Source organism: Streptomyces sp. NBC_00236 (assembly GCF_036195045.1).
Taxonomy (GTDB): domain Bacteria; phylum Actinomycetota; class Actinomycetes; order Streptomycetales; family Streptomycetaceae; genus Streptomyces.
This window is the reverse complement of the sequence record NZ_CP108100.1, coordinates 3,942,487-3,966,197: the sequence shown is the minus strand read 5'-3', so window position 1 is coordinate 3,966,197 and position 23,711 is coordinate 3,942,487. Positions and strand designations below refer to the sequence as shown.

Genomic DNA, 23,711 nt, shown 5'->3' with positions numbered 1-23,711 from the left:
GGGGAACGGGCGGAAACGCGGTGCTACGTACGGAAACGCGGTGCTACGTACGGCGGAACAGGCCACGGCGGCGGTGGGCGACCGGACGCGAGAGCGAGTTGGCGAGCCGCCCCACCATGTCATCGCTCGTCACGTCCCTCGCCATGCGGGGGATGAGCGAGGCACCCAATTCGGCCATGCGTTCGTCATGGGTGTCGTACTGGGCGCGGGCCTGCACGGCGTCCGGGCTGTGCAGCGCGTCCGGGCCGACGACCCGGGCGATCAGGGAGGTGTCGAAGACGGGCAGCAGCCGCCGCAGCTGCTCCGCGTCCAGCGAGGTGCCGTGGTCGAACCACTCGTGGCACAGCTCGTGCAGGATGACGTGCTGGGTCTGGTACGCGGTGGGGCGCCGGCGGTAGAGCACGACGCTGGTCCCGCCGGCCTTCAGCCGCAGCCCGCAGGCCGCGTTGACGCGGGCGAGCCGGTCGGGCATCTCGTGCAGCACGATGGTGCGGCCGCGGGCCGCCTCCATGTTGGCCACCAGCCCCTCGACCGTGAAGGGGGAGGGCAGCGGGAGTCCGGCCAGCCCGGCTTCGCACTCCTTCCGCAGTTCGCGCATGGACACCTCACTGACCCCGCGGTCCGCCGTCGGCCGGTGGCGGCCGGTCCTGTGCGTCCCTCAGCAGGGCGAGCGCGAACTGGAGGAGCTCGGGAGGCAGTCCGTCCTCGTCCAGCCCGCGTCCGGCCAGCCCGCTGATCTCGCCGGTACGCCGCTTCGCCAGGAACTGCAGCCCCGCGACGACGTCGTCGACGACCTCGGACTCCTCCTTGAAGAAGCGCCAGTCCACGCCGAATCCGATGCCGAGCGCCTTGAGGATGTCCTCGGACGGCTGGGTGACCTTGCCGGCCAGGATGTTGGAGAAGTAGCTGTGGGAGAGGGACCCGCCGCGCTCCTTGACCAGGTCGGCGAAGACCCGCCCCGAGATCTTGCGGCCGGGGAAGGTCTTCTCGACCATGTACTCGACCTTCTGCCGCAGCGTTCGCAGCTCCGGCGCGCGTTCTTCGCCGCTGTCCATCCGGCCCCCACGTTCACATCCGCCGCACGGGCGTCTGGTCCGGCTCCGCGCGGTGCTCGATTCGGTCAACGGGCTCGTACTGTAACGAACCCCGACGCGGCGTCCACGGCCCGGGATCCTTGGTGGCACACCGGAAAGGGATGAAGTGGAGCATCTTGCTCCGGTGTCCGGAGCGGGCTTGCGCAAACACTTTGCGTCACTGTTAACTCGAAAAAACATGGGCAGGGGACCACGAGGGGAGTCCCTTGCCCATGAAATCTCCTGCGCGAACCCCGGCACGCACGGGCCGGCGCGGCGCGCACATGGGTGTAGCCCTTCACGACGGGGGATGCGTGAAGGGCTACGTCTGCATTATGGCCCCTGGTCAGGCAGTCATCAACTGACCGGTCGGTCAGCCGTCTTGGTGAACCCCGCCCGTCCTCGTCCAGGAGGCGCCGCCGCAGTGGCGCGGGCGCGCCCGGCCGGCGGGCTCCAGGCCGGGTCGGCCAGAGCCGGGGCCGGTCCGGACCAGACTATTTCCCCCGTACGGCCCGGGAAATCTACCGCGGCTATGCTAGACACGATGGCTCGCACAATGAGAGTTTCTCGTTCGGTCAACGAAGTCGGCGATACGCGGCAGGTGCACATGCCCCCCGAAACCCCTCCGCATGCCACTGACCGTCTCGATGACGACGACTACCCCGCCTACACCATGGGGCGCGCCGCCGAGATGATCGGCGCCACGCCCGGATTCCTCCGCGCGATCGGTGAGGCGCGGCTGATCACCCCCCTGCGGTCGGAGGGCGGCCACCGGCGCTACTCCCGCTATCAGCTGCGCATCGCGGCCCGCGCCCGCGAGCTCGTCGACGGCGGGACGCCGGTCGAGGCGGCGTGCCGCATCGTGATCCTGGAGGACCAGCTCGAAGAGGCGCTCCGGCTGAACGAGGAGCTGCGCCGCCCCACGCCGGGCCGCGACACCGCCTGACCGTGCCGCCCCCGGGCACCGGGTCGGCGGGCCGTAGCACGGAGCGACGAATATCTATAGCCGCAAGGACAGAATTTTGCGCAATGTCCGGTGAAGGTTTATGACGCGCCGGGCGGAGCGAAATTACTTGCCGCGCCCACTCGCATTCATTGTGCTACTGTGGATCTCAGTTGCAGTTGTGGTTCCCAAAGACTCCAAGTGCTCTCCTCGGCTAAATGGGCCGGTGGGTGCGCTTTTGTATTTTCCGGTTCATTATCCGGATGGGGTAATCATCGCGGCGACGCGGGATTGGCACAGTGCCAGTCCCCGGGCTCTGCCCCAGAAGGAGATAAAACATGGCTACTGGCACCGTCAAGTGGTTCAACGCGGAAAAGGGCTTCGGCTTCATCGAGCAGGATGGTGGCGGCGCTGACGTCTTCGCCCACTACTCGAACATCGCCGCCAGCGGCTTTCGCGAGCTGCAGGAGGGCCAGAAGGTGAACTTCGACGTCACGCAGGGCCAGAAGGGCCCGCAGGCGGAGAACATCGTCCCCGCGTGAATCCGATGACACCGGCGCTTACGCGCTGAGTGAGCATCCACAGCTGGGGCCCGCACCTTGGGTGCGGGCCCCAGCTCGTTGCTTTTCCCGGGTCCGCCCCCCGTGCACGCCGTGTCGGCACCATCGCCACGAGCCGCCGGGGAAGCGCACAGGACCCACACTCTTCACCGTGCGGCGGACGATCCGCCATGGCTCCCGGACCACTGGTCCGCCGGAGCCCCGTGACGAGACACGCAGGCCCGCGTCCCGGGCCGGTTCGTCCGTCATTGCGAAGCGCCGGACCCGGCTGCGCCGGGCCCGTATCGGCTCAAGACCGGCTGCCGGGCTTCGTTCACGTATGCCAACGGCCCGTTCTTGCGATTCTTGTGCCGCTCGTCGCCGCAATGAATTCCTCGATACGCGCCATATCGAGGAAAGGTTCTGTATGAACCGCGATCGCACAGCTCGTTCCAATGACCGTTTCTCCCGCACCACCCGCGGCGGTGGAGCCCCCGGTTCCGGTGGCTCCCGTTCGGGTGGCGGCGGTTTCCGCTCGCAGGCTCCGAGCAGCCGTCAGGGCGGCGGCCAGGGACGCTTCGGCGCCCCGGCCCAGCGCTCCGGTGGTGGCTACGGCCGCCGCCCCGCCGCCAAGCAGGGTGAGTTCGCCCTGCCGAAGACCATCACGCCGGGACTGCCCGCCGTCGAGGCCTTCGCCGACCTGGAGATGCCCGCGCCCCTGCTGTCGGCGCTCACCAACGAGGGCGTGACCGTACCGTTCCCGATCCAGGCGGCCACGCTGCCCAACTCGCTGGCCGGCCGTGACGTGCTCGGCCGCGGCCGTACCGGCTCCGGCAAGACGCTCGCCTTCGGTCTGGCCCTGCTGGCCCGTATCGAGGGACGGCGCGCCGAATCGCGTCGCCCGCTGGCCCTGGTCCTCGTGCCCACCCGGGAACTGGCCCAGCAGGTCACCGACGCGCTCACCCCGTACGCCCGCTCGCTCAAGCTGCGGATGGCCACCGTCGTCGGCGGCATGTCGATCGGCCGGCAGTCCGCCGCGCTGCGCGGCGGCTCCGAGGTCGTCGTCGCCACGCCCGGCCGGCTCAAGGACCTGATCGAGCGCGGCGACTGCACCCTGGACCGGGTTTCCATCACCGTGCTCGACGAGGCCGACCAGATGGCCGACATGGGCTTCATGCCGCAGGTCACCGAGCTGCTCGACCAGGTGCAGCCGGGGGGCCAGCGGATGCTGTTCTCGGCGACCCTGGACCGCAACGTCGACCTGCTGGTCCGCCGCTACCTGCACGACCCGGTCGTCCACTCGGTCGACCCGGCCGCCGGCGCGGTCACGACGATGGAGCACCACGTGCTCTACGTCCGCGGCGCCGACAAGTACGCCACCACGACGGAGATCGCCGCCCGCGACGGCCGGGTGATCATGTTCCTCGACACCAAGCACGCCGTGGACAAGCTCACCGACCACCTGCTCAGCAGCGGGGTGCGGGCGGCCGCGCTGCACGGCGGGAAGTCCCAGCCGCAGCGCACCCGGACCCTGACGCGGTTCAAGACCGGCCATGTCACGGTGCTGGTCGCCACGAACGTCGCGGCCCGCGGTATCCACGTCGACAACCTCGACCTGGTCGTCAACGTCGACCCGCCGAGCGACCACAAGGACTACCTGCACCGCGGCGGCCGCACCGCCCGGGCCGGTGAGTCCGGCAGCGTCGTCACGCTGGTGCTGCCCAACCAGCGCCGCGAGATGACACGTCTGATGGCCGACGCGGGGATCACCCCGCAGGTCGCCGAGGTCCGTTCCGGCGAGGCCGAGCTGAGCCGGATCACCGGTGCGCAGGCCCCCTCGGGCATCCCCGTCACCATCACCTCGCCGCCGTCCGAGCGCCCCAGGAGCGGCTCCTCCTCCCGAGGCCGGCGCAGCCGGCCCGCCCAGGGCCGCCGCACCTCGTCGTCGTCGGCGTCGTCCCAGCCGCGGGGCGGTGGCGCACCGCGCCGCTCCTCCGGCGACCGCGCCGCCTGACCGACATCCGCGTTCCCGCCCGGTTCCGTCCCCCGACCCCGTTGAGGCACTATGCGCTGCGTCATCGCCCGTTTCCCGTTCGACCTGTTCAAGCACGAGGTCGAGGAATCGATGAAGGGCATCAAGCCCGAACCCGTCACCGGGGATTCGGTGATCATCAGTCGTCGTGTGTACCCCGTCAAGCAGGTGGGCGAGGTCATCACCCGGCAGGACCGCCGGGACTTCTCGGCCGGTGAGGTGACCAGGGCGCTCTCGCGTCTCGGTTTCACCTGCCGGTCCATCCCGGCCCCCGCCGCGCCCGTGGTGCTCAGCCCTCTGGAAGCGGCGTCCGCCGCGCTGGGGACGCCCGGCCAGGACGTCTGAGCCCCGCACCGTCACACGCCGAGGCCCGGTCTCCCCGAGAGGGAGGCCGGGCCTCGGCGTGTGCGGTCCCGTGTACGGGCCGGGCGGTCAGCTCCACAGCGCCTCGGCGAGCGCGACACCGGCGAACGCCGCGCCGAGACCCGCGACCACGCTCGCCACCGCGTTGGCCGCCGCGTGGAGCCGCGCCCCGCCCTCGGCCAGCCGCAGCGTCTCGTAACTGAACGTCGAGTACGTGGTCAGCGCCCCGCAGAGCCCCGTCCCGAGCAGCAGCTGCAGGTGCGAGGACGCGGCGCCGGCGGCCACCGCGCCGGTCAGCAGGCCCAGCACCAGACAGCCGCTCACGTTCACCGTGAAGGTCCCCCACGGGAAGACGGTGTCGTGCCTGGCCTGCACCGCCCGGTCGGTCAGATACCGCAGCGGGGCACCCACCGCCGCACCGATGATCACCAGCAGCCAGTTCACGGGCGTTCCCCGTCCCGTCCGGGCCGGACGGTCTCCAGTGCGCGGCGTGTCAGCCACGCCGCGCTCCACACCGCCGCGAGGGCCGCGAGCAGGGTCAGGCCCAGATAGGCCAGACCGGTGCGGGCCCGGCCGCCGTCGACGAGGCGCTCGATGTCCACGGCGTACGTGGAGAAGGTGGTGAAACCGCCCAGTACCCCGGTGCCGAAGAACGGCCGGACCAGGCGGTGCGGCGTCCACGCCTCGCTGATCACCACCATGAACACACCGATCACCGCACAGCCGACGACGTTCACCACGAGGGTCGTCCACGGGAATCCGCCCGTCGCGGTGGGCCACAGGAGCGCGGCCCCGTAGCGGGCGGACGCGCCCGCCGCGCCGCCGAGCGCGACCACCGCGACGACGGCGGTCTGCGGGTGGTGGGACTTCGTGGACACACGTCTCCTGCCGGTCGGGCGCGGCCGCCAGGTTATCGCCCGTGTGCTGCCGGGAAGCGTTGTCCTAGGGTTGCCCGGGTGTATGCCAACGGGGAGTTGCGGACAGCAGCGGCAGGGGACGTCGACCGGGGTCGCATTCCCCGGCAGCGGGACGGGGCGCGGGGGGTCCGGGAGCCGGAGGTCCGCGCGTCGTGGTGGCGGCGGCACCGTGTGCCGGTCGTCGCCGTGGCCGTCGTCCTTCCCCTCTACGGCGTGTGGGCGGCCGTCCTGGCCACCGGCGGCGGTGATCTCGCCGCTCAGCTGGCCTGGTCGGGGTTCACCGCCCGCCACCCGGGCGCGGCCTACAACCTCTCCTGGTACGGGGGGATGCACACGGCCAACTACAGCGTCTTCTCCTCGTATGTGATGGCCTTCCTCGGCGTGCGGACGGTGTCCGTGGCCGCCGGGCTCGCCGGCACCTGGTTCATGTCCCTCCTGTTCGCGCGCAGGAACGTGCCGCACGCCGTCCTTCCGGCGGTCCTGGCGGCGCTCGCCCTGTGGTGCAACGTGGCGTCGGGGCGTACGACCTTCGCGCTCGGGGTCGCCGTCGGGCTCGTCGCCTGCCTGTACGCGCACCGTTCGGTTACCGCCGTGGTGGCCGGGGCGCTCGCGACGATGGCCAGTCCGGTCGCGGGGCTGTTCCTCGTGGTGGCGGGGGCGGCGTACCTGCTGGACCGGCAGTGGCGCAAGGGTGCGGTGCTGATGGTGCCGTTCTTCGCCGTCGTCGGCGCCACCACGGTGCTCTTCCCGTTCGAGGGCGAACAGCCCATGCACGCCAACCGGTTGTGGATGCCGATCGTCGTCTGCGCCGTCCTCGCGGTGGCGGCGCCGGTGGGGCGGGAGTGGCGGCTGCTGCGGTACGGGGCCGTGGTGTACGCCGTCGGCGTGCTCCTCACCTACCTCATCGCCTCTCCGATCGGTACGAACGTGGAGCGGCTGCTCGGTCTCGTCGCCGTGCCCGTGCTGTTCATGGCGGTCCTCGCCCTCGTGGGGGAGAAGGCGTGGGCGCGGACGGCCATGATGGCGGTGGCCCTCGTGCTGTCCGCCAACTGGCTGGTCGACAAGACCGCGGACGACCTCCGGGTGTCCACCCAGGTGCCGTCCTGGGCGTCGCGCACCGAGGGGGTGACCGGTGAACTGGAACGCCTGGGCGCCGGTCTCGGCCGGGTGGAGGTCGTTCCGGCCCGCAACCACCGGGAGGCGGCCGTGCTCGCCCCGCACGTGAACATGGCGCGCGGCTGGAACCGCCAGCTCGACGTCGAACGCGGGCGGCTCTTCTACGACGGGACGCTGTCCCCCGACACCTACCGGGCCTGGCTGGACCGGTGGGCCGTGGGCTATGTGGTGCTGCACCACGGGCAGCCCGACGGGCCCGCCGAGGCCGAGGCGGCGCTGGTCAGGGCCGGGCAGCCCTGGCTGGAGCAGGTGTGGCAGGACGACGGGTGGACGATCTACCGGGTGCGGGGCGCGAGGCCGCTGGTCGAGGCCCCCGCCCAGGTCGTACGAGGCGACGACGCCGAGCTGGTGGTGCGGATGCCCGAGGCGGGCTCGGTGACCGTCCGTCTCGCCCATTCGCCGTGGCTGCGGGTGCGCGGTGTCGACGGGGCCCACCGGGGATGCCTGCGGCAGGACGGCGAGTGGACGAGGCTGACCGTGCCGCGGGCCGGGACGTACCGCCTGGACTCGGCGTACCGGCTGCCGAGCCGGCGGGGCTGCTGAGGCGGGGCGGCCGCCGCCCGGCCGGGGGCGCCGCCGGCGGCTGAAGACATCGTGGACGCCGTCGCGGCGGGTCCAGCACCTCGGCGGCCTCCGCCGGCAGCGGCGCGGGCCGCGGGGCGCGGGCTGCCCGCCCTGAGCGGCGCGCGGTCCGGACCTGCGGTTTCACCCGATCGGCCACCGTATCTGCGCGCCGGGCACAGAAGCCGCAGGGTGGTCCCATGTGGCTCCGTCACCGACTCTGGCCGGCCGCCGCGGTCCTCCCGCTCACCCTTCTGGTGCTGCGGGGCGCCCCGGTGCGCTTCGCGCCGCCCCCACCGCAGGCCCAGGCGCACGAGCAAACGCGCGGGGTGCCGCAGCCGGCGATCGTCACCCGGGCGGCCTGGCACGCGGACGAGGGCATGGTGCGGGAGCACGCGGTCTACACGGGCGCCGTGCGGGCGGTCTTCATCCATCACACGGGCGAGTCCAACACCTACGACTGCGCCGACGTGCCGCGCATGCTGCGGGCGGTCGAGGAGTCCCACATCAAGGGCAACGGCTGGGACGACATCGGCTACAACTTCCTCGTCGACCGGTGCGGCACGATCTACGAGGGCCGGGCCGGAGGCATCACGCGCCAGGTCCGGGGGGCGCACACCACGGGCTTCAACGCCGACAGCGTGGGCATAGCGGTGCTGGGCGACTACGGGCGGGGGGCCGTGGTGCCGAAGGCCATCGTCCGGGCGCTCGCCGAGGTGGCCGCGTGGAAACTGCGGCCGGGGGCCGATCCGCAGGGCCGGGTGCGGCTGGTCTCCACGAACGACGCGAGCCGGTACGCGAAGGGCGAGGCGGCCGTGCTGCACGTCATCTCGGGCCACCGCGACGCCTACCAGACCAACTGCCCCGGCGAGGCGCTGTACGCGAAGCTCCCGGCGATCCGGGCCGCGGCGGCGGCCCTGCGCCAGGCCCGGACGGGCACGGCGGACGCGGAGCCGCCCCACTGAGCCTGTTCCGCCACTGGTCCCGTTTCGCACTAGTGCATAACGCTTTTATGCCTAGTTCGAAATGGGCTAGCATGCCGGCATGTCTGCCACGACCCCGCTTCCCGTGACCCTGACCGGCCGCCACGTCCGCGTCGAACCACTCACCCCGGACCACCTCGACGACCTCTTCGCCGCCGGCGGCGGTGACGACGAGGTCTGGCGCTGGCAGGGCGGACCGACCCCGCACACCGCGGAGGAGCTCGGCGAGAAGCTCACGGCGCTGCTCGCGGACGGGGCGTACGTCCCGTTCGCCGTCATCCACCGCGCGAGCGGACGGGCGGTCGGCTGGACCACGTACATGGACATCGACGAGGCCAACGAACGCCTGGAGATCGGCTGGACGTGGTACGGCCGCGCCCACTGGCGCTCGGCGGTCAACACGGAGACGAAGCTGCTCCTGATCGGCCACGCCTTCGACGAACTGGGCATGGGGCGCGTGCAGTTGAAGACCGACCACCTCAACGTCCGCTCCCAGGAAGCGATCGCCCGGCTCGGCGCCCACCGCGAAGGGGTGCTGCGGCGCCACCGCCGCCGGCCCGACGGCACCTGGCGCGACACCGTCTACTTCTCCCTGCTCGCCGACGAGTGGCCCGAGGCGAAGGCCCGTCTGGAAGCCCGCCTCTGACCCGTCCGCGAGCCGTCTGCGGCGCGCCTCGGGTGTCCGTACGGGGGCCTGCCCCCGGGTCCGTGTCCACCGGCCGGTGGACCCCGGGTTCCACCGGCCGGGGCTGCCGGGCGGAGGGCCCCGCGAACCAGCATGGACGCATGAGAATGCGACCCGTACGTATGGCCCGTTGGAGCGCCCGGCATCCGTGGCGCGCGATCGTCGGCTGGTTCGTCTTCGTGCTGCTGTGCCTCGGCGCGGGCATCGCCGCCGGCAACAACTCCGCCACCACCAAGGACTTCTGGGTCGGCGAGGCGGGCCACGCCGAATCGATGGCCACCGACGCCGGGCTCCAGCGCCGGCCCACCGAGCACGTCCTGATCCGCGCCAGGTCGGGCCCCCTGGACACGGAACGGGCCGGCGCGGCGGCCCGCGACCTCACCGCCCGGATGGACGCGCTGCCCGAGGTGGCCGAGGTGGCGCCGCCGGTCCGCTCCGAGGACGGCACGGCCCTGCGCGTGACCGTGGTCATGAAGGGCGCCGAACTCGACGGCAAGAAGAACGTCGTCCCGCTCCTCGACCGGACCGCGCAGGTGGCCGAGGCCCACCCGGACCTGATCGTGGAGGAGACCGGCTCGCCCGCCATCAGCAAGGGCGTCAACGACCAGCGCGGCAAGGACCTCGCGCTGTCCGAGCGCCTCTCCCTGCCGGTGACGCTCGTCATCCTGCTGATCGTGTTCGGCTCGGTCGTCATGGCCGGTGTGCCGCTGCTCCTGGCGCTGTCCTCGATCGCCGCGACGATGGGCCTGGCCATGCTGGCCTCGCACCTGATGCCCGACCCGGGTGTCGGGACCAACATGATCCTGCTCATGGGCCTCGCGGTCGGCGTCGACTACACGCTCTTCTACCTCAAGCGCGAACGCGAGGAACGGTCCCGGGCAGCCGGCCGCCTCAGTTCCGAAGCACTGGTGGAACTCGCCGCGGCGACCGCGGGCCGGGCCGTCGTGGTCTCCGGCCTCGCCGTGATCGTCTGCACCGCCACCCTCTACCTGGCCACCGACGTCATCTTCTCCTCGCTGGCCACCGGCACCATTCTCGTCGTCGCCGTGGCCGTCCTCAGCTCGCTCACCGTGCTGCCCGCACTGCTCGTGAAGCTCGGCCGCCGCACCGAACGCCGTGCCGTGAAGAAGGCCGCCCGGCGGGCGAAGCGCGGTGCGCCGGTCCGTACGAAGCCGGCGAAGCCCGAGAACGGCCGGATCTTCGGCGCCCTCATGCGCCCCGCCCGGCGCCACCCCGCGATCACCCTGTGCGTCTCGGTCCTGGTCATGCTCGCCGTGGCGGCGCCCGCGCTGGGCCTCAAGCTCGTCGACCCCGGCCGGGACACCTTCTCCCGCGACATCCCGGCCATGCAGGTCTACGACCGGCTGACGACGGCGTTCCCCGAACTCCTGGTCAAACACGAAGTGGTGACCCGCGGCACCCCGGAACAGGCCCCCGAGGTCAGGAAGGCCCTGACCGAACTCGGCCGGACCGCCCAGGCGGACCCGCTCTTCTCCCGCACCGGCGAGCCCGTGGTGCGCACATCGGCCGACGGCCGGACCAGCGTGCTGGAACTGGCGGTGCCGCACCCGGCGCCCTCCGACGAGGCGATCACCTCGCTGGACCACCTGCGCGACCGCTACATCCCGGCGACCGTGGGCGAGTTGACGGCGGTGGACACGGGGGTCAGCGGTGATGTGGCCCGCGGTCAGGACTATGTGCACCACGAGCGGAGCAAGCTGCCGCTGGTGATCGGCTTCCTGCTGCTGCTCACCTTCGTCACGACCGCGGTGGCGTTCCGCTCGGTGATCGTCGGCCTGCTCGGAGTCGTACTGAACCTGCTCTCCGCGGCAGCCGCGCTCGGCGCGCTCGTCCTGGTCTTCCAGGGCACCTGGGCCGAGGGCCTGCTGGACTTCGACTCCCTCGGCGCGATCGCGTCCAGGGTGCCGCTCTTCCTCTTCGTGCTCCTGTTCGGCCTCTCGATGGACTACCAGGTCTTCGTCGTCAGCCGGATCAAGGAGGCCATGGACCACGGGATGACGGCCCGCGAGGCGGTGCTCGACGGCATCGACCGCTCGGCCAAGGTGGTGACGAGCGCGGCCCTGGTCATGGTCACGATCTTCGCGGCCTTCGTCTTCCTGCACCTCACCGAGATGAAGCAGATGGGCTTCTGCCTGGCGGTCGCGGTCCTGCTGGACGCCGTGGTCATCCGGATGATGATCCTGCCGTCCGCCCTGCTGCTCCTCGGCGAGCGTGCCTGGCGTCCGCTGCGCCGCAGGCCCGGCAGCGCCCCGTCCGTCCCCGCGGACCGGCCCGTCCCCCACGTAGGCTGACAGGCATGCTTCAACGGCCTCGGCGCGGCGATCCCGTCTGGATCTGGGTGCTCCACGGGTGGGAGCTCCTCTCCTGGGGGCTGATCGCCCTGGTCACCCTCATCACGATGCTGGGCGGCGGTCCGGTGGACCGCAAACTCGGGATCCTCGCGCTGACGGCCGTGCTCGCGCTCTGCTACGGACTGGTGCGTACGCGCCCGGCGGGCCGGCCGGCGCTCGGCTACGGCTACCTCGCGGTCCTCGTCGTCGTGCTGGGGCTGCTCGCGTACCTCGGTGACGGTCTCGGCGTCTACTACACCGTCACGCTCACGCAGTTCATCGTCTTCGCGGACAGCCCCCGGGGCGCCATCCTGTTCACCGGCCTCGGCGCCCTGGCGATCACCGTCGGCGGCAGTCTGCGCGAGGGCGGTCAGCCGGACGTGTTCCTCACGAACACCGTCTCCTCCCTCGGCGTCTGGGCGGTGGCCGTCGTGATGGCGCTGATCACGCCCCGGGCGCTGGCCCAGCGCGACGAACGCGCCGCTCTGCGCGCCGAGTTGGAGAACACCCAGCTCGAACTGGCGGAGGTCTACCAGCGCCAGGGCGCGGCCGAGGAACGCGAACGTCTCGCCCGGGAGATCCACGACACCCTCGCCCAGGGCTTCGCCTCCATCATCGTGCTCGCCGAAGCGGCCAGGTCGCAGCTGGCCGTGGACGTCGACCGCAGCGCCCAGCAGCTCCAGTCCATCGAGCAGACGGCCAGGGAGAACCTCGCCGAGGCACGGGTCCTGGTCGGCGCCGCCCCCCGCAGCGGCGTGGCCCCCGGGTCGGTCGCCGCGACGCTCCGTCGCACCCTGGACCGCTTCACCGAGGACACCGGACTCGACGTGACGGCGGACCTCGCCGACATCGACTGCGACCAGCCGACCCGGATCGCCCTGCTGCGCTGCACCCAGGAGTCCCTGGCCAACGTCCGTAAGCACGCGGCGGCGACCACGGTCGGCGTGGTCCTGGCACACGGACCCGACACCGTCGAGCTGGAGATCACCGACGACGGCCGCGGGTTCGTCGTCGAGGACTCCCACGGCTTCGGCCTGGACGGCATGCGCAAACGGCTCGCCGAGTTCGGCGGCGGCCTCACCGTCACCAGTTCGCTCGGCGACGGCACGCGGATCCTCGCCACCATCCCGCTAGTGCTGCGCCAGTCAGGAGTGACATGACATCCGACACGGACACCCCGCCCCCGCTGCGGATCATCCTGGCCGACGACCACACGGTGATGCGCGCCGGACTCGTCGCGCTGCTCTCCTCGGAACCCACGGTCGAGATCGTCGGCGAAGCGGGCGACGGCCGCGAGGCGGTCCGGCTCGTCGAGCGGCTCCGCCCCGATGTGGCCCTGCTGGACCTGCGGATGCCGGTACTGGACGGGGTGGGCGCCACCCTGGAGATCGTCGCGGGCGAGGCTCCGACCCGGGTGCTGATCCTGACGACGTACGACACCGACGCGGACATCGAGCGAGGCGTCGAGGCGGGCGCCACGGGCTACCTCCTCAAGGACGCCACCCGTGAGCAGCTGGTCGAGGCGATCCACTCGGCGTCCCGGGGCGAGACGGTCCTGGCCCCGCGGGTGGCGCAGCGCCTGGTGGCGAGGATGCGCCGGCCCGCGCCCGTCACCCTGACCGCTCGCGAGTCCGAGGTGCTCCGGGCGGTCGCGGACGGGCTGTCCAACGTGGAGATCGGCCGCAGGCTGTTCATCGGCGAGGCCACGGTGAAGACCCATCTGCTGCGGATCTTCGCCAAGCTCGACGTCAACGACCGCACGCGTGCGGTGGTGGTCGCGCTGGACGCGGGTCTGCTGCAGGGGAGTTGACCCGTGCGGGAGGCACCCGGGACGCGGATCGTCCGCGTCCGCGCCCTGCTCTCGCGAGCCAACGGCGCCGGACATCCGGGTGGACCCGGCGCAGCCGCGCGGGCCCCGCCTCCAGCCGTGCGGACCGGCACCGACTCGTCAACCATCACAGGAGAAGATCATGCGCACCGAGACGCTGTACATTCCCACCGCGGACGGCCGGGCGGACGCCTTCGCGGCCTTTCCCGACGACGGCGAGCGGCACCCGGGGGTGCTGATGTACCCGGACGGCTTCGGGATCCGGCCCGTACTGCGGGACATGGCCTGCGAACTGGCCGGCCACGGGTACTACGTGCTCGTCCCCAACATCTTCTACCGGAACGGCCCGACACCGGTGATCGAACTTCCCGGGCACATCGGAGCGGAGGAACGGCCCGCGGTCTTCGCCCAGCTGATGCCCCTGATCGAGGCACACACCGCGGAACGCACCCTGCGCGACGCCGACGCCTACCTCGGCTTTCTCGCTGCACGGCCCGAGGCCGACGCCGGGCCGGTCGCGGTGACCGGCTACTGCATCGGCGGTCTCGTGGCGACCCGCACCGCCGTGGCCCACCCCGGCCGGGTGGCCGCCCTCGCCGCATTCCACGCTCCCGTGGGCGCCGACGGGACTGACAGCCTCGCGAAACTGACCGCCGAGGTCCATTTCGGCCACGCCGCGAGCGACTTGACGCCGGAGGCGCTCGCCGAGCTCAACCAGGCCCTGGACGCGGCGGGGGTGCACCACACCTCCGAGATCTACCCCGGCTCCGTCCACGGCTTCACCATGTCCGACACCGATGCCTTCGACGCCGGTGCGCTGCAGCACCACTGGGACCGCCTGCTGCCGCTTCTCGACGCCGCCCTGGCCCGGTAGTCGAGGACCGGGGGCCGAGGTTGGGGCCCTCTTGACGAGGACGGGAAACCTCCCTACGTTCTCCCCGATCGTTCGTGAGAAATCTCGAAACATTCGATACGGCGGTGAGCGCGGGGCCTTCGGCCGTACGGATCGCTCCGCCGGTACACGGAATCGAGGCCCCGCATTGACCACGGCCCGGAGCAGTGCCCACACCTCCGCCTCCGCCTCCGGCGGTCGGCGCTTCCGGCTGCGCCGAGGCCCGGGCCGGCGCGTGACGCCCCTGCTGACGGCGGGCTTGCTGTGCCTCGGCGCGTCGGCGGCCACCGGCGTCGCCCAGGCCGATCAGGGCGGCCGGACCGGCACCGGCATCGTCGACTCCACCCGGCACGGGGGCAGAACGCTCGCCCTGACCTTCGACGACGGGCCGAACCCCACCGACACCCCGCAGCTGTTGAAGGTGCTGCGCAAGCACCATGTCAAGGCGGTGTTCTGCCTGTGGGGCGACCACGTCAGGGAGCACCCGGAGCTGGTGCGCGCGATCGTCGCGGGCGGCCACACGCTGTGCAACCACACCATGCGCCACGAGGACCTGGCCACCTGGATGCCGGAGCTGATCCGGGCCGACCTGGAACGGACCAACGCCGAGATCCGGCGGGCCGTGCCCGGCGTGCGGATCCCCTATTTCCGTGCTCCGTACGGTAGTTGGGGCGGAAGCCCGGACGTGGCGCGCAGCCTGGGGATGCAGCCGCTGGGCTGGCGCCTGGCGATCGGCGACTGGGAGCCGCCGGGCACCGACGAACTGGTCCGCCGGATCAACGAGGGGATCACGCCCGGCGCCGTGGTCCTGATGCACGACGGCGGAGGAGACCGCAGCCAGACGGTCGCGGCCGTCGACCGCATCGTGCCGGAACTCAGGTCGCAGGGCTGGCGCTTCGATCGCCCGGCCCGGCGCGCGTAGGGCCGCTCGTTCGGATCAGGGCGGGCCTCGGGGTCCGGCCTGATCCGAACAGAGGACCGTAAGTCCCGTCCCGCCTCCCCCTCTTCAGGAGTTCCGCATGAGAGAGCACCTCTTACGGCCGCGCATGCCCCGTACCGGTGGCCGGTGCGTGGCCCTGCCGGCCGGAGCCCTGCTGCCGGCCACGGTCCAGCCGGCCACCGCCGCGGACCGGCCGGCCTGACGGCCGGTGGCGGGTCGGCCCTACAGCGCGTCCGGCCCGCGCTCGCCCGTGCGGACCCGCACCACCGTTTCGACCGGCTGGATCCACACCTTGCCGTCGCCGATCCGGTCGGTGCGGGCGGCGCGCACGATCGCGTCGACGACCGGTTCGGCGTCCGGGTCGGCGACGACGACCTCGATGCGGATCTTGGGCACCAGGTCGACCCGGTACTCGGCGCCCCGGTACACCTCGGTGTGGCCGTGCTGCCGTCCGTAGCCGCTGGCTTCGGTGACGGTGAGGCCGTGGACGCCCAGTTCCCGCAGCGCGGCCTTCACCTCGTCGAGGCGGTGCGGTCTGACGACGGCGGTGATGAGCTTCATGAGGCGGAGTTCCTGTCCTTGGGGAGCGGCGTCGGCCGGGCGGGCACGGCCTGCGGAGCGCCATGACCCAGGGCGCCGTGATCGTAGGCGCTCTCCGCGTGCAGTGTCTGGTCCAGGCCGGTGAGTTCCTCGTCCGCGGAGGCCCGCAGCCCCATGAACCGGTCGACGGCCTTGCCGATGCCGTACGTCATGAGGAAGGTGTACGCGGCCACGGCGAGTACGGCGACGGCCTGCCGGGCGAGCTGGCCGAACCCGCCCCCGTACAACAGCCCTTCCGCGCCGCCGGTCATCGCGGCCGTCGCGAACAGGCCGATGAGCAGGGTGCCGACGATGCCGCCGACGAAGTGCACGCCGACGACGTCCAGCGAGTCGTCGTAGCCGAAGCGGAACTTCCACGCGACGGCGTACGAGCAGATCACGCCCGCCGCGAGGCCGACCGCGGCGCCGCCGAGGATGCCCACGGTGCCGCAGGCGGGGGTGATCGCGACCAGCCCGGCGACCGCGCCGGAGGCGGCGCCGAACGTGGTGGGGTGGCCGTCGCGCTTCTGCTCGACGAAGAGCCAGCCGAGCAGTCCGGTGCAGCCGGCGACCAGGGTGTTGAGGACCGAGGCGGCCGCCAGCCCGTTGGCGCCGAGCGCGGAGCCGCCGTTGAAGCCGAGCCAGCCGAACCAGAGCAGTCCGGCGCCGAGCATCACCATGGGCAGGTTGTGCGGACGCATCGCGTCCTTCCTGAACCCGATGCGAGGTCCCACGACGAGCGCGAGCGCCAGTCCGGAAGCCCCGGACGCGATCTCCACGACCAGCCCGCCGGCGAAGTCGAGCGCGCCCAGCTGGTCCTTGATCCAGCCGCCGGGGCCCCACACCCAGTGGGCGACGGGGGCGTAGACGAGCAGCGTCCACACCGGCACGAGAACGAGCCAGGCGGTGAACTTCGTCCGGTCCGCGATCGCACCGCTGATGAGTGCCGCGGTGACGATCGCGAAGGTCAGCTGGAACGTGGTGAACAGCAGGGTCGGCACGCTGCCGGTCACGCTGTCGGGCCCGATGCCGGCCATGCCGACGTGCCGCAGATCCCCGACGAGCCCGCCGAACGCGTCGTCGCCGAAGGCCAGCGAGTATCCGGCGAGCAGCCAGACGACGGTGACGAGAGCGATCGACACGAAGCTCATCATCAGCATGTTGAGTACGTTCTTCGTACGGACCATGCCGCCGTAGAAGAGCGCGAGCCCGGGCGTCATCAGCAGAACGAGTGCGGTGGCGGCGAGCAGCCAGGCGGTGTCACCTGTGTCGATGCCGGCCGCGGTCACGGTCACGGGGGTCACGGGGGAGTCCCTCCTCGGGGCGCGTGCGGTGCGGGCGACTGAGAGCGTGACCGGTGCGCGTTTCGTCGGAGGGACCCGGATGTTTCCGCCGCATTTCATTGCGCGGGAGTTGCCGAGATCTCACGGCCGCGGGCAGCCGCGGAAGCGGCCCCTCCCGACTGGTGTCTTGCATTGCATGGAACCCGGTACGGCAAGTGGGCAGCCGAGCGACCGGACCCCGGGCAGGATCGAGAGCCGACTGCTCAAGGGAGTGCTGGAGTAGCGGTGGCCAACATCTCCGGGGGCGGGGCCGAGCGCAACCGGCTCCTCATCGCCGCCGAGACCAGCCTCTACTCCGTGGTCATGGGCGTGACGGGGACCACCCGGCCGGGCCCGGGCGCAGGCCGTGGCCGGACCCGCAGGACTGAACGGGCCGGCGCGTACGGCCCTTCGGCTGCCGTGACGCACCCCGCGGATCCGTACCCCGGCAGGGTGAGGCGGCGAACGCCGAGGGTGCGCATACTCGGTCACATGAAGAAGCACGGGCAACTCGCCGACTTCCTCCAGGTGCGCAGGGGCCAACTGCGGCCCGAGGACGTCGGACTGAAGACGTACGGTGAGCGGCGCCGGGTGCCGGGACTGCGGCGGGAGGAGCTCGCGATGCTCGCCGGCATCAGCGCTCCCTACTACGCGCGGCTGGAGCAGGGCCAGTCGCACAACGCCTCCCCCGAGGTACTCGACGCCCTCGCCGGTGCGCTGCGGCTGGACGGTGCGGAACGCGCCCACCTGCACGCCCTGGCCCGCGCCCCCAGACGGGGCAGGCAGGCAGGCCGGCCGAGGGTCGAACGCATCAGCGAGGCTACCCGGGCCCTGCTGGCCGCCATCGACGGGACACCCGCCATCGTCCTGGGGCGCCGCAGCGACGTCCTGGCCTGGAACCGGCAGGGGCACGCGCTGTTCGCCGGCCATCTCGACCGGACCGGCCCCGACGAACCGGGCCGGCGGCCCAACATGGCCAGGGCGGTGTTCCTCGACGCCCATACCCGTGATCTGTACGCCGACTGGCCCGCCAAGGCCAGGGCCGTGGTGGGCAACCTCCGGCTGACCGCAGGACGGCACCCCGACGATCCGCTGCTGGCCGGGCTGATCGGCGAACTGACCATGCACAGCCGGGAGTTCGCGACCATGTGGGCGGACCACCGGATCCTGGCCTGCGACACCGCCGACTACGAGATGCGCCACCCGCTGGTCGGGACGCTCACCGTCACCCAGCAGACCCTGCAGAGCCCCCAGGGCGACGGGCCGGCCCTGGTCGTGGCCACGGCCGCCCCCGGATCACCGTCCGCGGCCGCCCTGGCCCTGCTCGCCCACGCCGTCGCGCCGCAGGAGACGGCGGCTCGGCCGCTGCACGACACCGGCCCGCGCATCACCGGCTGAATCCTCCCCCGCCCCTCCGGGCACCCCTGTGGCTTCGGCGCCGCACCGCGGCTGCCGCATGCCCGAAAACGAAGAAGGAACCATGTCCAAGCGAACCCTCATGACCACCGTGTCGCTCTTCCTCGCGGCCGCCGCGGCCCTCACCACCGCCGTACCGGCCGGTGCGGCACCCGGAAGGGCCGGGCAGCTGACCGATGTCCGGATCGCCGCCCACTTCGACCAGAACGCGGGTCAGCTGCCGGAGAACGTCGCCCTGCTGCCCGACGGCTCGGCGTACGTCACCTTCGCCGGCGCCCACCAGGTCGCCCACCTCACCCGCGGCGGCGCGACCCGCGTCCTGGCGACGCTGCCCGCGCCCGCCGACGACGGAGCCCACACGCCCGTCCTCGGATTCGCCCTGACCACCGGCATCGTCCGCGCCGCTGACGGCACCGTGTACGTGCTGTACGCCACCGGCACCTCCGACCTGACGGGCCTGTGGCGGCTGCGCCCCGGGCAGGATCCCCGCCGCATCGCCGCACTGCCCGCCGACGGCCTGCCCAACGGGCTCGCCCTGGACGAGCGGAGCAGGCGGCTCTACATCACCGACTCCGTCCTCGGCACCGTGTGGACCGTGCCCACCACCGGCGGCACGCCCACCGCATGGTCCACGGCGCCCGAACTCGCCTCGACGGGCTTCCTCGGCGTCAACGGCGCGAAGTTGCACAACGGTGCGCTGTGGGTGAGCAACCTGGACCGGGGCACGCTCCTTCGCATCCCGGTCCGCCCCGGCAACCGTGCGGGCACGCCGCAGGTCAAGGCGTCCGGCCTCGTCGGCATCGACGACTTCGCCTTCACCGGCCGCGGCGACGAGGTCCTCGCCGCACTCAACGGCCCGAACCAGGTCGTGCGCATCCGCCCCGACGGCACCAGCACCCCCCTCCTCGACGGAGCCGACGGACTCCAGGGCCCCACCTCCATCGCGCTGCGCCACGACGACGTGTACGTGCTCAGCGCCGCCTACACGACCGTCGACCCCAACCTGCTGCAGGCCCGCCTGAGTTCGCGCCGGTGAGAGCCGGTCCCTCGGCCGGACGGCCGGCCCGGCCGTAGGGTCCCGCAGGCACCGCGCCCGCCATGAACATGTGGCGTTCCTCGCGAGGAAGGACGGGGCGGTGAAGGCAACTGCACCCGTTCGTCTCGTGTGTCCGTACCGCTTCTCCGGCTTCGGCCGAAGCGCGTGAAGAAGTGGTGATGACGGGCCGCTGACCTGGCCATACGATCACCTCGGCGGAACCGGCCGGCGCGGCCGTCCGAGGCCCGGCACCTTCCCCGGTGCCGGGCCTCGGACGTGTCCGCCCACCCCGAACCGGTCGCGGAATCCCTGCCTTTGTCGCCACCCGCCTGCAGGTTTGTCCGCAAACGGTAACCGAGGCAGCCTGCGGGGGTGTTCGTGTGTCTTGATGGGCGCACGGCATCGGTGGAGCGGACAAAGGGGCGGGCGGACATGGCGAAGCACAAGGGCAGGGCATGGCATGTCCGGCTTCTCGCGGCGGCGCTCGGGGTGACCGCGTTGGCCGCCGGTGCCTCCGTGTGGACGGCGCAGGCCGGCACCGCGGCGGCGGGGCCCCGGGCAGGTATCTCCTCGCCGGAGGCCAAGCCGCAGGAGCGGGTGACCGCGGTGGCGGCGGACATCGCGCACGCCTCGGACCGCGGCGCCAAGGGCGTCAACATCACCATCGACGACGGACCGGACCCGAACTGGACGCCGCAGGTGCTGCAACTGCTCAAGGACAGCGGGGTGAAGGCCACGTTCTGCATGGTCGGCACGCAGGCCCAGGCGTACCCGGACCTCGTCAAGAAGGTCGTGGCGGACGGGCACCGGCTGTGCAACCACACCGTCTCGCACGACACCGCGATGGACACCAAGTCCGAGGCCTACCAGTCCCAGCAGATCCTGGATGCCGAACGCATGATCATCAAGGCGTCCGGAGGTGTCCGGCCGCAGTACTACCGGGCCCCGGGCGGCGCGTTCACCCCGTACAGCCGGAAGCTCGCCGCGTCCCACGGGATGCGGCCGCTGGGCTGGAACGTCGACACCAAGGACTTCGAGCGTCCCGGCGTGGACACCATGGTCGCCACCGTCAAGAGCGAGATCTCCAACGGTCCGACCGTCCTCTTCCACGACGCGGGAGGAGACCGCTCCCAGACGCTGGCCGCTCTGGGCCAGGTCCTGCCCTGGCTGAGGGAGCAGGGGTACGCCTTCGGCTTCCCCGTGCGGTGACCCCGTCAGGATGACCGCGGGGCGAGGAGCCGCCGCAGCGCCGTCGGCGTGTGGCCGAGGTACTGACGCATGGTCCGGCAGAGATGCGCCTGGTCGGAGAAGCCCAGGTCGGCGGCGAGGACGGCGAGACTGTCCTCGCCCGCGTCCAGCCGGTCGAGGGTCCGGCCGACACGGACCCGGTTGCGGTAGCGGGTCAGGGAGACGCCCAGTTCGCGGCTGAAGGAGCGGCTCAGGCGGTACGGCGAGACGCCGAGGAGCTCCGCGAGCGGCAGCAGCCCCTCCGATGCGGGGTGGGCCACACCGATCGCGTGCCGGGCCGCGGCGACGAGCCTCGCATCGTCCCGGCCGGGACGGTCCCCTGCCGGGACGGTCCCGTCGACGGCCTGGCCGACGGTGACGGAGAGCAGGCCGAGGAGGTCCTCGGTCACCGCATGGTCCACATCGCCCGTCCGGGCGGACGCGAGGACGCGGCGGTGGGCCAGGTCGAGGCGGGCGCCCACGTACACGCTCTGCCGGACCGGGCCCGCGTCCTCACCCGCCACGACCCGCCACAGGGCGGGCGTCAGGCTGATCGAGGTGCACACGTCGCCCCCGCCGGCCGGGTGCGCGAAGTGCTCCTCCTCGCCCGGGACGCCGAGATAGGCCATCGTCCGGTCGACGTCGGCCGGGGTGCCGGCCGTCCGCCTGCGGAACCTCCCCCGGCGCACGAGCACCACGCGGTAGTCCTCGCGCACCTCGGCCGGTGACCAGCGGGTGTGGTCGTCCCGGCAGTTCACCGCGGTGATGCGGAACCCCGGCCGGGCGGCGAGGTCGGTGAAGGTGAGCACACCTGAACGCTACGCCGCGGGTCGGACAGTCGCCCCGCGCAAGAATCTTCAAGACCGGGACCGGGCCGGACGAGCAGGCTGGGCGCATCGCTGTTCGAGCTGCCCCGCCACCACCGGCGCCCGGGCGGTCACCCGACTGGAGAAGACCACATGGCGCACATCCGCAAGGAATTCCTGATCGACAACGCCCCCGAGAACGTCTGGGAGGCCCTGCGCGACGTCGGCGCCGTACCCAGGCGTCTGGCGCCGGGCTTCGTCACGGACACCCGTATGGAGGAGGACATCAGGATCGTCACCTTCGCGAACGGTGCCGTCGTGCACGAACTGATCGTCGACATCGACGAGGAGGCCCGCCGGGTGGCGTACGCGGTGGTCGGCGGCTCGCTGGCGCCGAGGCACCATCACGCCACCATGCAGGTGTCCGCCGACACCGAAGGGCGCAGCCGGTTCGTCTGGACGATCGACGTGACGCCCGGCGAACTGGCCGGCCCCATCGGTGAGATGGCCGAGCAGGGTGCACTCGTCATGCAGAGGACACTGAACGCCGCTCCGGCGCCGTCGGGAGCCTGAGGCGTGTGGGCGGCGCGGCGCAGCCCCGTGCGGCCGGTCAGACCCGGCGCAGCGCGGAGCGGCCCGCATAGTGTGCCGTGTCGCCCAACTCCTCCTCGATGCGGATCAGTTGGTTGTACTTCGCCGTGCGGTCGGAGCGGGAGAGTGATCCGGTCTTGATCTGACCGCAGCCGGTCGCCACCGCCAGATCCGCGATGGTGGTGTCCTCCGTCTCGCCGGAGCGGTGCGACATGACGGCCGCCCAGCCCGCTCGGTGGGCCGTGGTGACCGCGCTCAGCGCCTCGGTCAGGGTGCCGATCTGGTTGACCTTGACCAGGATGGCGTTGCCGACGCCGGTACGGATGCCTTCGCGCAGGAGCGTCTCGTCGGTGCAGAACACGTCGTCGCCGACGAGCTGGCAGCGGTCGCCGATGCGGGCGGTCAGCTCGCGCCAGCCGTCCAGGTCGTTCTCCGCCATCGGGTCCTCGATGGAGACGACCGGGTAGGCGTCGACGAGCTTCGCCAGGTAGTCCGCGTTCTCGGACGGGGTGCGGCGCACGCCCTCGCCCGCGTAGTCGTAGACCCCGTCGCGGAAGAACTCCGACGACGCCGGGTCCATGAGCAGGCCGATGTCCGTGCCGGGACGGTAGCCGGTGCGCTCGATGGCGGCCGTCACGAAGTCCAGTGCCTCCTCGGCGGTACGCAGCGCGGGCGCGAAGCCGCCCTCGTCGCCGACGCCCGTGGAGTGCCCGGCGGCCAGCAGGTCGCGGCGCAGGGTGTGGAAGACCTCGCTGCCCATGCGTACGGCCTCGGCGAAGGTCTCCGCGCCCACGGGCGCGATCATGAACTCCTGGAAGTCCAGCGGGTTGTCGGCGTGGGCGCCGCCGTTGACGATGTTCATCATCGGCAGCGGCAGGAGGTTCGCCCCGGCGCCGCCCAGGTAGCGGTAGAGGGGCAGGTGGTGGGCGGCCGCGGCGGCCTTGGCGGTGGCGAGGGAGACGCCGAGGATCGCGTTGGCGCCGAGCCGGGACTTCGTGGCGGTGCCGTCGAGGGCGATCAGCGCGGCGTCCAGCCCCGCCTGGTCCGCCGCGTCCCGGCCGTGCACGGCTGCCGCGATCTCCCCGTTGACGTGGGCCACCGCGCGGTCGACGCCCTTGCCGTGCCAGCGCGCGGAGTCCCCGTCGCGCAGTTCCACGGCCTCGCGGGCGCCGGTGGAGGCGCCGGAGGGGACGGCCGCGCGCCCCAGGGAGCCGTCCGTCAGGACGACGTCGACCTCGACGGTGGGGTTGCCCCGGCTGTCGATGATCCGGCGGGCGGTGACGGTCCGGATGGCGGTGCCGGCGGGTCCGGATGCTTGTGCGGGCATGGGTGTTCCTTGCCGTTGTGGTGTGCCGTGGCCCCGGCTGCGACAACGCTGGCGCTGGGCCCGGCATCACAAACACTACAGCAATGCTGCTCAGTTTGGCTGTTCAGTATTGCTGTGTAGTTCA

At 72.0% G+C, this 23,711-nt stretch carries 25 protein-coding genes; 17 read left to right on the top strand and 8 right to left on the bottom strand.

Going from position 1 to position 23,711, the window contains the following annotated elements; translation table 11 throughout:
• Positions 1-43: 43 nt before the first annotated feature.
• Together OG446_RS17810 and OG446_RS17805 are read right to left on the bottom strand one after the other, a co-directional pair.
• On the bottom strand, positions 44-604 hold the full coding sequence (locus OG446_RS17810) for a toxin (RefSeq protein WP_328894985.1): 561 nt from the start codon (positions 602-604) through the stop codon (positions 44-46).
• A gap of 1 nt (position 605) precedes the next feature.
• Entirely contained in the window at positions 606-1,055 is a 450-nt protein-coding gene (locus OG446_RS17805) for a hypothetical protein (protein ID WP_328894984.1), read from the bottom strand.
• A 625-nt stretch (positions 1,056-1,680) separates the two neighbouring features.
• On the opposite strand from OG446_RS17805, the gene OG446_RS17800 reads away from it, so the two are divergent.
• From OG446_RS17800 to OG446_RS17785, 4 genes are all read left to right on the top strand, one after another.
• Positions 1,681-2,019 carry a MerR family transcriptional regulator gene (locus OG446_RS17800; RefSeq protein ID WP_328894983.1) on the top strand — a complete coding sequence of 113 codons (339 nt, stop codon included), beginning with the start codon at positions 1,681-1,683 and terminating at the stop codon, positions 2,017-2,019.
• 335 nt (positions 2,020-2,354) lie between these two features.
• Positions 2,355-2,558 carry a cold-shock protein gene (locus OG446_RS17795; RefSeq protein WP_319684733.1) on the top strand — a complete coding sequence of 68 codons (204 nt, stop codon included), beginning with the start codon at positions 2,355-2,357 and terminating at the stop codon, positions 2,556-2,558.
• A gap of 424 nt (positions 2,559-2,982) precedes the next feature.
• Complete coding sequence (locus OG446_RS17790) at positions 2,983-4,569, top strand: DEAD/DEAH box helicase (RefSeq protein ID WP_328894982.1); 1,587 nt, start codon at positions 2,983-2,985, stop codon at positions 4,567-4,569.
• Between the two features lie 51 nt (positions 4,570-4,620).
• The gene (locus OG446_RS17785) at positions 4,621-4,932 is read left to right on the top strand and encodes an SCO5918 family protein (RefSeq protein WP_328894981.1); all 312 of its coding nucleotides are present in this window, start codon (positions 4,621-4,623) and stop codon (positions 4,930-4,932) included.
• A gap of 87 nt (positions 4,933-5,019) precedes the next feature.
• Here the strand turns inward: OG446_RS17785 and crcB (OG446_RS17780) are convergent, their stop codons facing one another.
• Both crcB (OG446_RS17780) and crcB (OG446_RS17775) read right to left on the bottom strand, forming a co-directional pair.
• Complete coding sequence (crcB, locus tag OG446_RS17780; protein WP_328894980.1) at positions 5,020-5,394, bottom strand: fluoride efflux transporter CrcB; 375 nt, start codon at positions 5,392-5,394, stop codon at positions 5,020-5,022.
• Positions 5,391-5,828 (bottom strand): fluoride efflux transporter CrcB, encoded by a 438-nt coding sequence (crcB, locus tag OG446_RS17775; protein ID WP_328894979.1) that lies wholly within the window; start codon positions 5,826-5,828, stop codon positions 5,391-5,393. The genes crcB (OG446_RS17780) and crcB (OG446_RS17775) overlap by 4 nt, the downstream gene beginning before the upstream one ends.
• Positions 5,829-6,038: 210 nt before the next feature.
• On the opposite strand from crcB (OG446_RS17775), the gene OG446_RS17770 reads away from it, so the two are divergent.
• The 9 genes from OG446_RS17770 to OG446_RS17730 all read left to right on the top strand — a co-directional run bounded on the left by OG446_RS17770 (position 6,039) and on the right by OG446_RS17730 (position 15,485).
• On the top strand, positions 6,039-7,586 hold the full coding sequence (locus tag OG446_RS17770; protein WP_328898330.1) for a hypothetical protein: 1,548 nt from the start codon (positions 6,039-6,041) through the stop codon (positions 7,584-7,586).
• Between the two features lie 218 nt (positions 7,587-7,804).
• Positions 7,805-8,569 (top strand): peptidoglycan recognition protein family protein, encoded by a 765-nt coding sequence (locus tag OG446_RS17765; protein ID WP_328894978.1) that lies wholly within the window; start codon positions 7,805-7,807, stop codon positions 8,567-8,569.
• Between the two features lie 79 nt (positions 8,570-8,648).
• Positions 8,649-9,233, top strand: coding sequence for a GNAT family N-acetyltransferase (locus tag OG446_RS17760; RefSeq protein WP_328894977.1), 585 nt, complete (start codon positions 8,649-8,651; stop codon positions 9,231-9,233).
• Between the two features lie 140 nt (positions 9,234-9,373).
• Positions 9,374-11,584: an MMPL family transporter gene (locus OG446_RS17755; protein WP_328894976.1), complete on the top strand. Its 2,211-nt coding sequence runs from the start codon at positions 9,374-9,376 to the stop codon at positions 11,582-11,584.
• Between the two features lie 5 nt (positions 11,585-11,589).
• Positions 11,590-12,783 (top strand): sensor histidine kinase, encoded by a 1,194-nt coding sequence (locus OG446_RS17750; RefSeq protein ID WP_328894975.1) that lies wholly within the window; start codon positions 11,590-11,592, stop codon positions 12,781-12,783.
• Positions 12,780-13,433, top strand: a complete 654-nt coding sequence (locus OG446_RS17745; RefSeq protein WP_328894974.1) for a response regulator transcription factor — start codon at positions 12,780-12,782, stop codon at positions 13,431-13,433. The genes OG446_RS17750 and OG446_RS17745 overlap by 4 nt, the downstream gene beginning before the upstream one ends.
• Before the next feature lie 160 nt (positions 13,434-13,593).
• A complete protein-coding gene (locus OG446_RS17740; protein WP_328894973.1) occupies positions 13,594-14,325 on the top strand; it encodes a dienelactone hydrolase family protein in 732 nt (243 codons plus the stop codon).
• A 253-nt stretch (positions 14,326-14,578) separates the two neighbouring features.
• A complete protein-coding gene (locus OG446_RS17735) occupies positions 14,579-15,265 on the top strand; it encodes a polysaccharide deacetylase family protein (RefSeq protein ID WP_328894972.1) in 687 nt (228 codons plus the stop codon).
• A gap of 97 nt (positions 15,266-15,362) precedes the next feature.
• Positions 15,363-15,485, top strand: coding sequence for a hypothetical protein (locus OG446_RS17730; protein WP_328894971.1), 123 nt, complete (start codon positions 15,363-15,365; stop codon positions 15,483-15,485).
• A gap of 20 nt (positions 15,486-15,505) precedes the next feature.
• On the opposite strand, the gene OG446_RS17725 is transcribed toward OG446_RS17730, so the two are convergent.
• Together OG446_RS17725 and OG446_RS17720 are read right to left on the bottom strand one after the other, a co-directional pair.
• Positions 15,506-15,844, bottom strand: coding sequence for a P-II family nitrogen regulator (locus OG446_RS17725; protein ID WP_328894970.1), 339 nt, complete (start codon positions 15,842-15,844; stop codon positions 15,506-15,508).
• Complete coding sequence (locus OG446_RS17720) at positions 15,841-17,166, bottom strand: ammonium transporter (RefSeq protein WP_328894969.1); 1,326 nt, start codon at positions 17,164-17,166, stop codon at positions 15,841-15,843. The genes OG446_RS17725 and OG446_RS17720 overlap by 4 nt, the downstream gene beginning before the upstream one ends.
• A 510-nt stretch (positions 17,167-17,676) precedes the next feature.
• Here OG446_RS17720 and OG446_RS17715 point away from each other — a divergent pair.
• The 3 genes from OG446_RS17715 (at position 17,677) to OG446_RS17705 (ending at position 20,845) form a co-directional block, all read left to right on the top strand.
• Positions 17,677-18,582 carry a helix-turn-helix domain-containing protein gene (locus OG446_RS17715; protein ID WP_328894968.1) on the top strand — a complete coding sequence of 302 codons (906 nt, stop codon included), beginning with the start codon at positions 17,677-17,679 and terminating at the stop codon, positions 18,580-18,582.
• 82 nt (positions 18,583-18,664) lie between these two features.
• Positions 18,665-19,636: a hypothetical protein gene (locus OG446_RS17710; RefSeq protein WP_328894967.1), complete on the top strand. Its 972-nt coding sequence runs from the start codon at positions 18,665-18,667 to the stop codon at positions 19,634-19,636.
• 432 nt (positions 19,637-20,068) lie between these two features.
• Positions 20,069-20,845, top strand: coding sequence for a polysaccharide deacetylase family protein (locus OG446_RS17705; RefSeq protein ID WP_328894966.1), 777 nt, complete (start codon positions 20,069-20,071; stop codon positions 20,843-20,845).
• Positions 20,846-20,850: 5 nt separating this feature from the next.
• Here OG446_RS17705 and OG446_RS17700 read toward each other — a convergent pair whose 3' ends face one another.
• On the bottom strand, positions 20,851-21,672 hold the full coding sequence (locus OG446_RS17700; RefSeq protein ID WP_328894965.1) for a helix-turn-helix domain-containing protein: 822 nt from the start codon (positions 21,670-21,672) through the stop codon (positions 20,851-20,853).
• Positions 21,673-21,822: 150 nt separating this feature from the next.
• On the opposite strand from OG446_RS17700, the gene OG446_RS17695 reads away from it, so the two are divergent.
• Entirely contained in the window at positions 21,823-22,242 is a 420-nt protein-coding gene (locus tag OG446_RS17695; protein WP_328894964.1) for an SRPBCC family protein, read from the top strand.
• 37 nt (positions 22,243-22,279) lie between these two features.
• On the opposite strand, the gene eno is transcribed toward OG446_RS17695, so the two are convergent.
• Positions 22,280-23,587 carry a phosphopyruvate hydratase gene (gene eno / locus OG446_RS17690; RefSeq protein WP_328894963.1) on the bottom strand — a complete coding sequence of 436 codons (1,308 nt, stop codon included), beginning with the start codon at positions 23,585-23,587 and terminating at the stop codon, positions 22,280-22,282.
• Between the last annotated feature and the right edge of the window lie 124 nt (positions 23,588-23,711).

Excerpts from the sequence above, each read along its gene's own strand:
- OG446_RS17755 (WP_328894976.1), top strand. The coding sequence starts at position 9,374 with ATGAGAATGCGACCCGTACGTATGGCCCGTTGGAGCGCCCGGCATCCG.
- OG446_RS17750 (WP_328894975.1), top strand. The coding sequence starts at position 11,590 with ATGCTTCAACGGCCTCGGCGCGGCGATCCCGTCTGGATCTGGGTGCTC.
- OG446_RS17800 (WP_328894983.1), top strand. The coding sequence starts at position 1,681 with ATGCCCCCCGAAACCCCTCCGCATGCCACTGACCGTCTCGATGACGAC.
- eno (WP_328894963.1), bottom strand. The coding sequence starts at position 23,587 with ATGCCCGCACAAGCATCCGGACCCGCCGGCACCGCCATCCGGACCGTC.
- OG446_RS17710 (WP_328894967.1), top strand. The coding sequence starts at position 18,665 with ATGTCCAAGCGAACCCTCATGACCACCGTGTCGCTCTTCCTCGCGGCC.
- OG446_RS17795 (WP_319684733.1), top strand. The coding sequence starts at position 2,355 with ATGGCTACTGGCACCGTCAAGTGGTTCAACGCGGAAAAGGGCTTCGGC.
- OG446_RS17790 (WP_328894982.1), top strand. The coding sequence starts at position 2,983 with ATGAACCGCGATCGCACAGCTCGTTCCAATGACCGTTTCTCCCGCACC.
- OG446_RS17725 (WP_328894970.1), bottom strand. The coding sequence starts at position 15,844 with ATGAAGCTCATCACCGCCGTCGTCAGACCGCACCGCCTCGACGAGGTG.
- OG446_RS17715 (WP_328894968.1), top strand. The coding sequence starts at position 17,677 with ATGAAGAAGCACGGGCAACTCGCCGACTTCCTCCAGGTGCGCAGGGGC.
- OG446_RS17745 (WP_328894974.1), top strand. The coding sequence starts at position 12,780 with ATGACATCCGACACGGACACCCCGCCCCCGCTGCGGATCATCCTGGCC.
- OG446_RS17730 (WP_328894971.1), top strand. The coding sequence starts at position 15,363 with ATGAGAGAGCACCTCTTACGGCCGCGCATGCCCCGTACCGGTGGCCGG.
- OG446_RS17760 (WP_328894977.1), top strand. The coding sequence starts at position 8,649 with ATGTCTGCCACGACCCCGCTTCCCGTGACCCTGACCGGCCGCCACGTC.
- OG446_RS17765 (WP_328894978.1), top strand. The coding sequence starts at position 7,805 with ATGTGGCTCCGTCACCGACTCTGGCCGGCCGCCGCGGTCCTCCCGCTC.
- OG446_RS17785 (WP_328894981.1), top strand. The coding sequence starts at position 4,621 with ATGCGCTGCGTCATCGCCCGTTTCCCGTTCGACCTGTTCAAGCACGAG.
- OG446_RS17805 (WP_328894984.1), bottom strand. The coding sequence starts at position 1,055 with ATGGACAGCGGCGAAGAACGCGCGCCGGAGCTGCGAACGCTGCGGCAG.
- OG446_RS17695 (WP_328894964.1), top strand. The coding sequence starts at position 21,823 with ATGGCGCACATCCGCAAGGAATTCCTGATCGACAACGCCCCCGAGAAC.
- OG446_RS17740 (WP_328894973.1), top strand. The coding sequence starts at position 13,594 with ATGCGCACCGAGACGCTGTACATTCCCACCGCGGACGGCCGGGCGGAC.
- OG446_RS17705 (WP_328894966.1), top strand. The coding sequence starts at position 20,069 with ATGGCGAAGCACAAGGGCAGGGCATGGCATGTCCGGCTTCTCGCGGCG.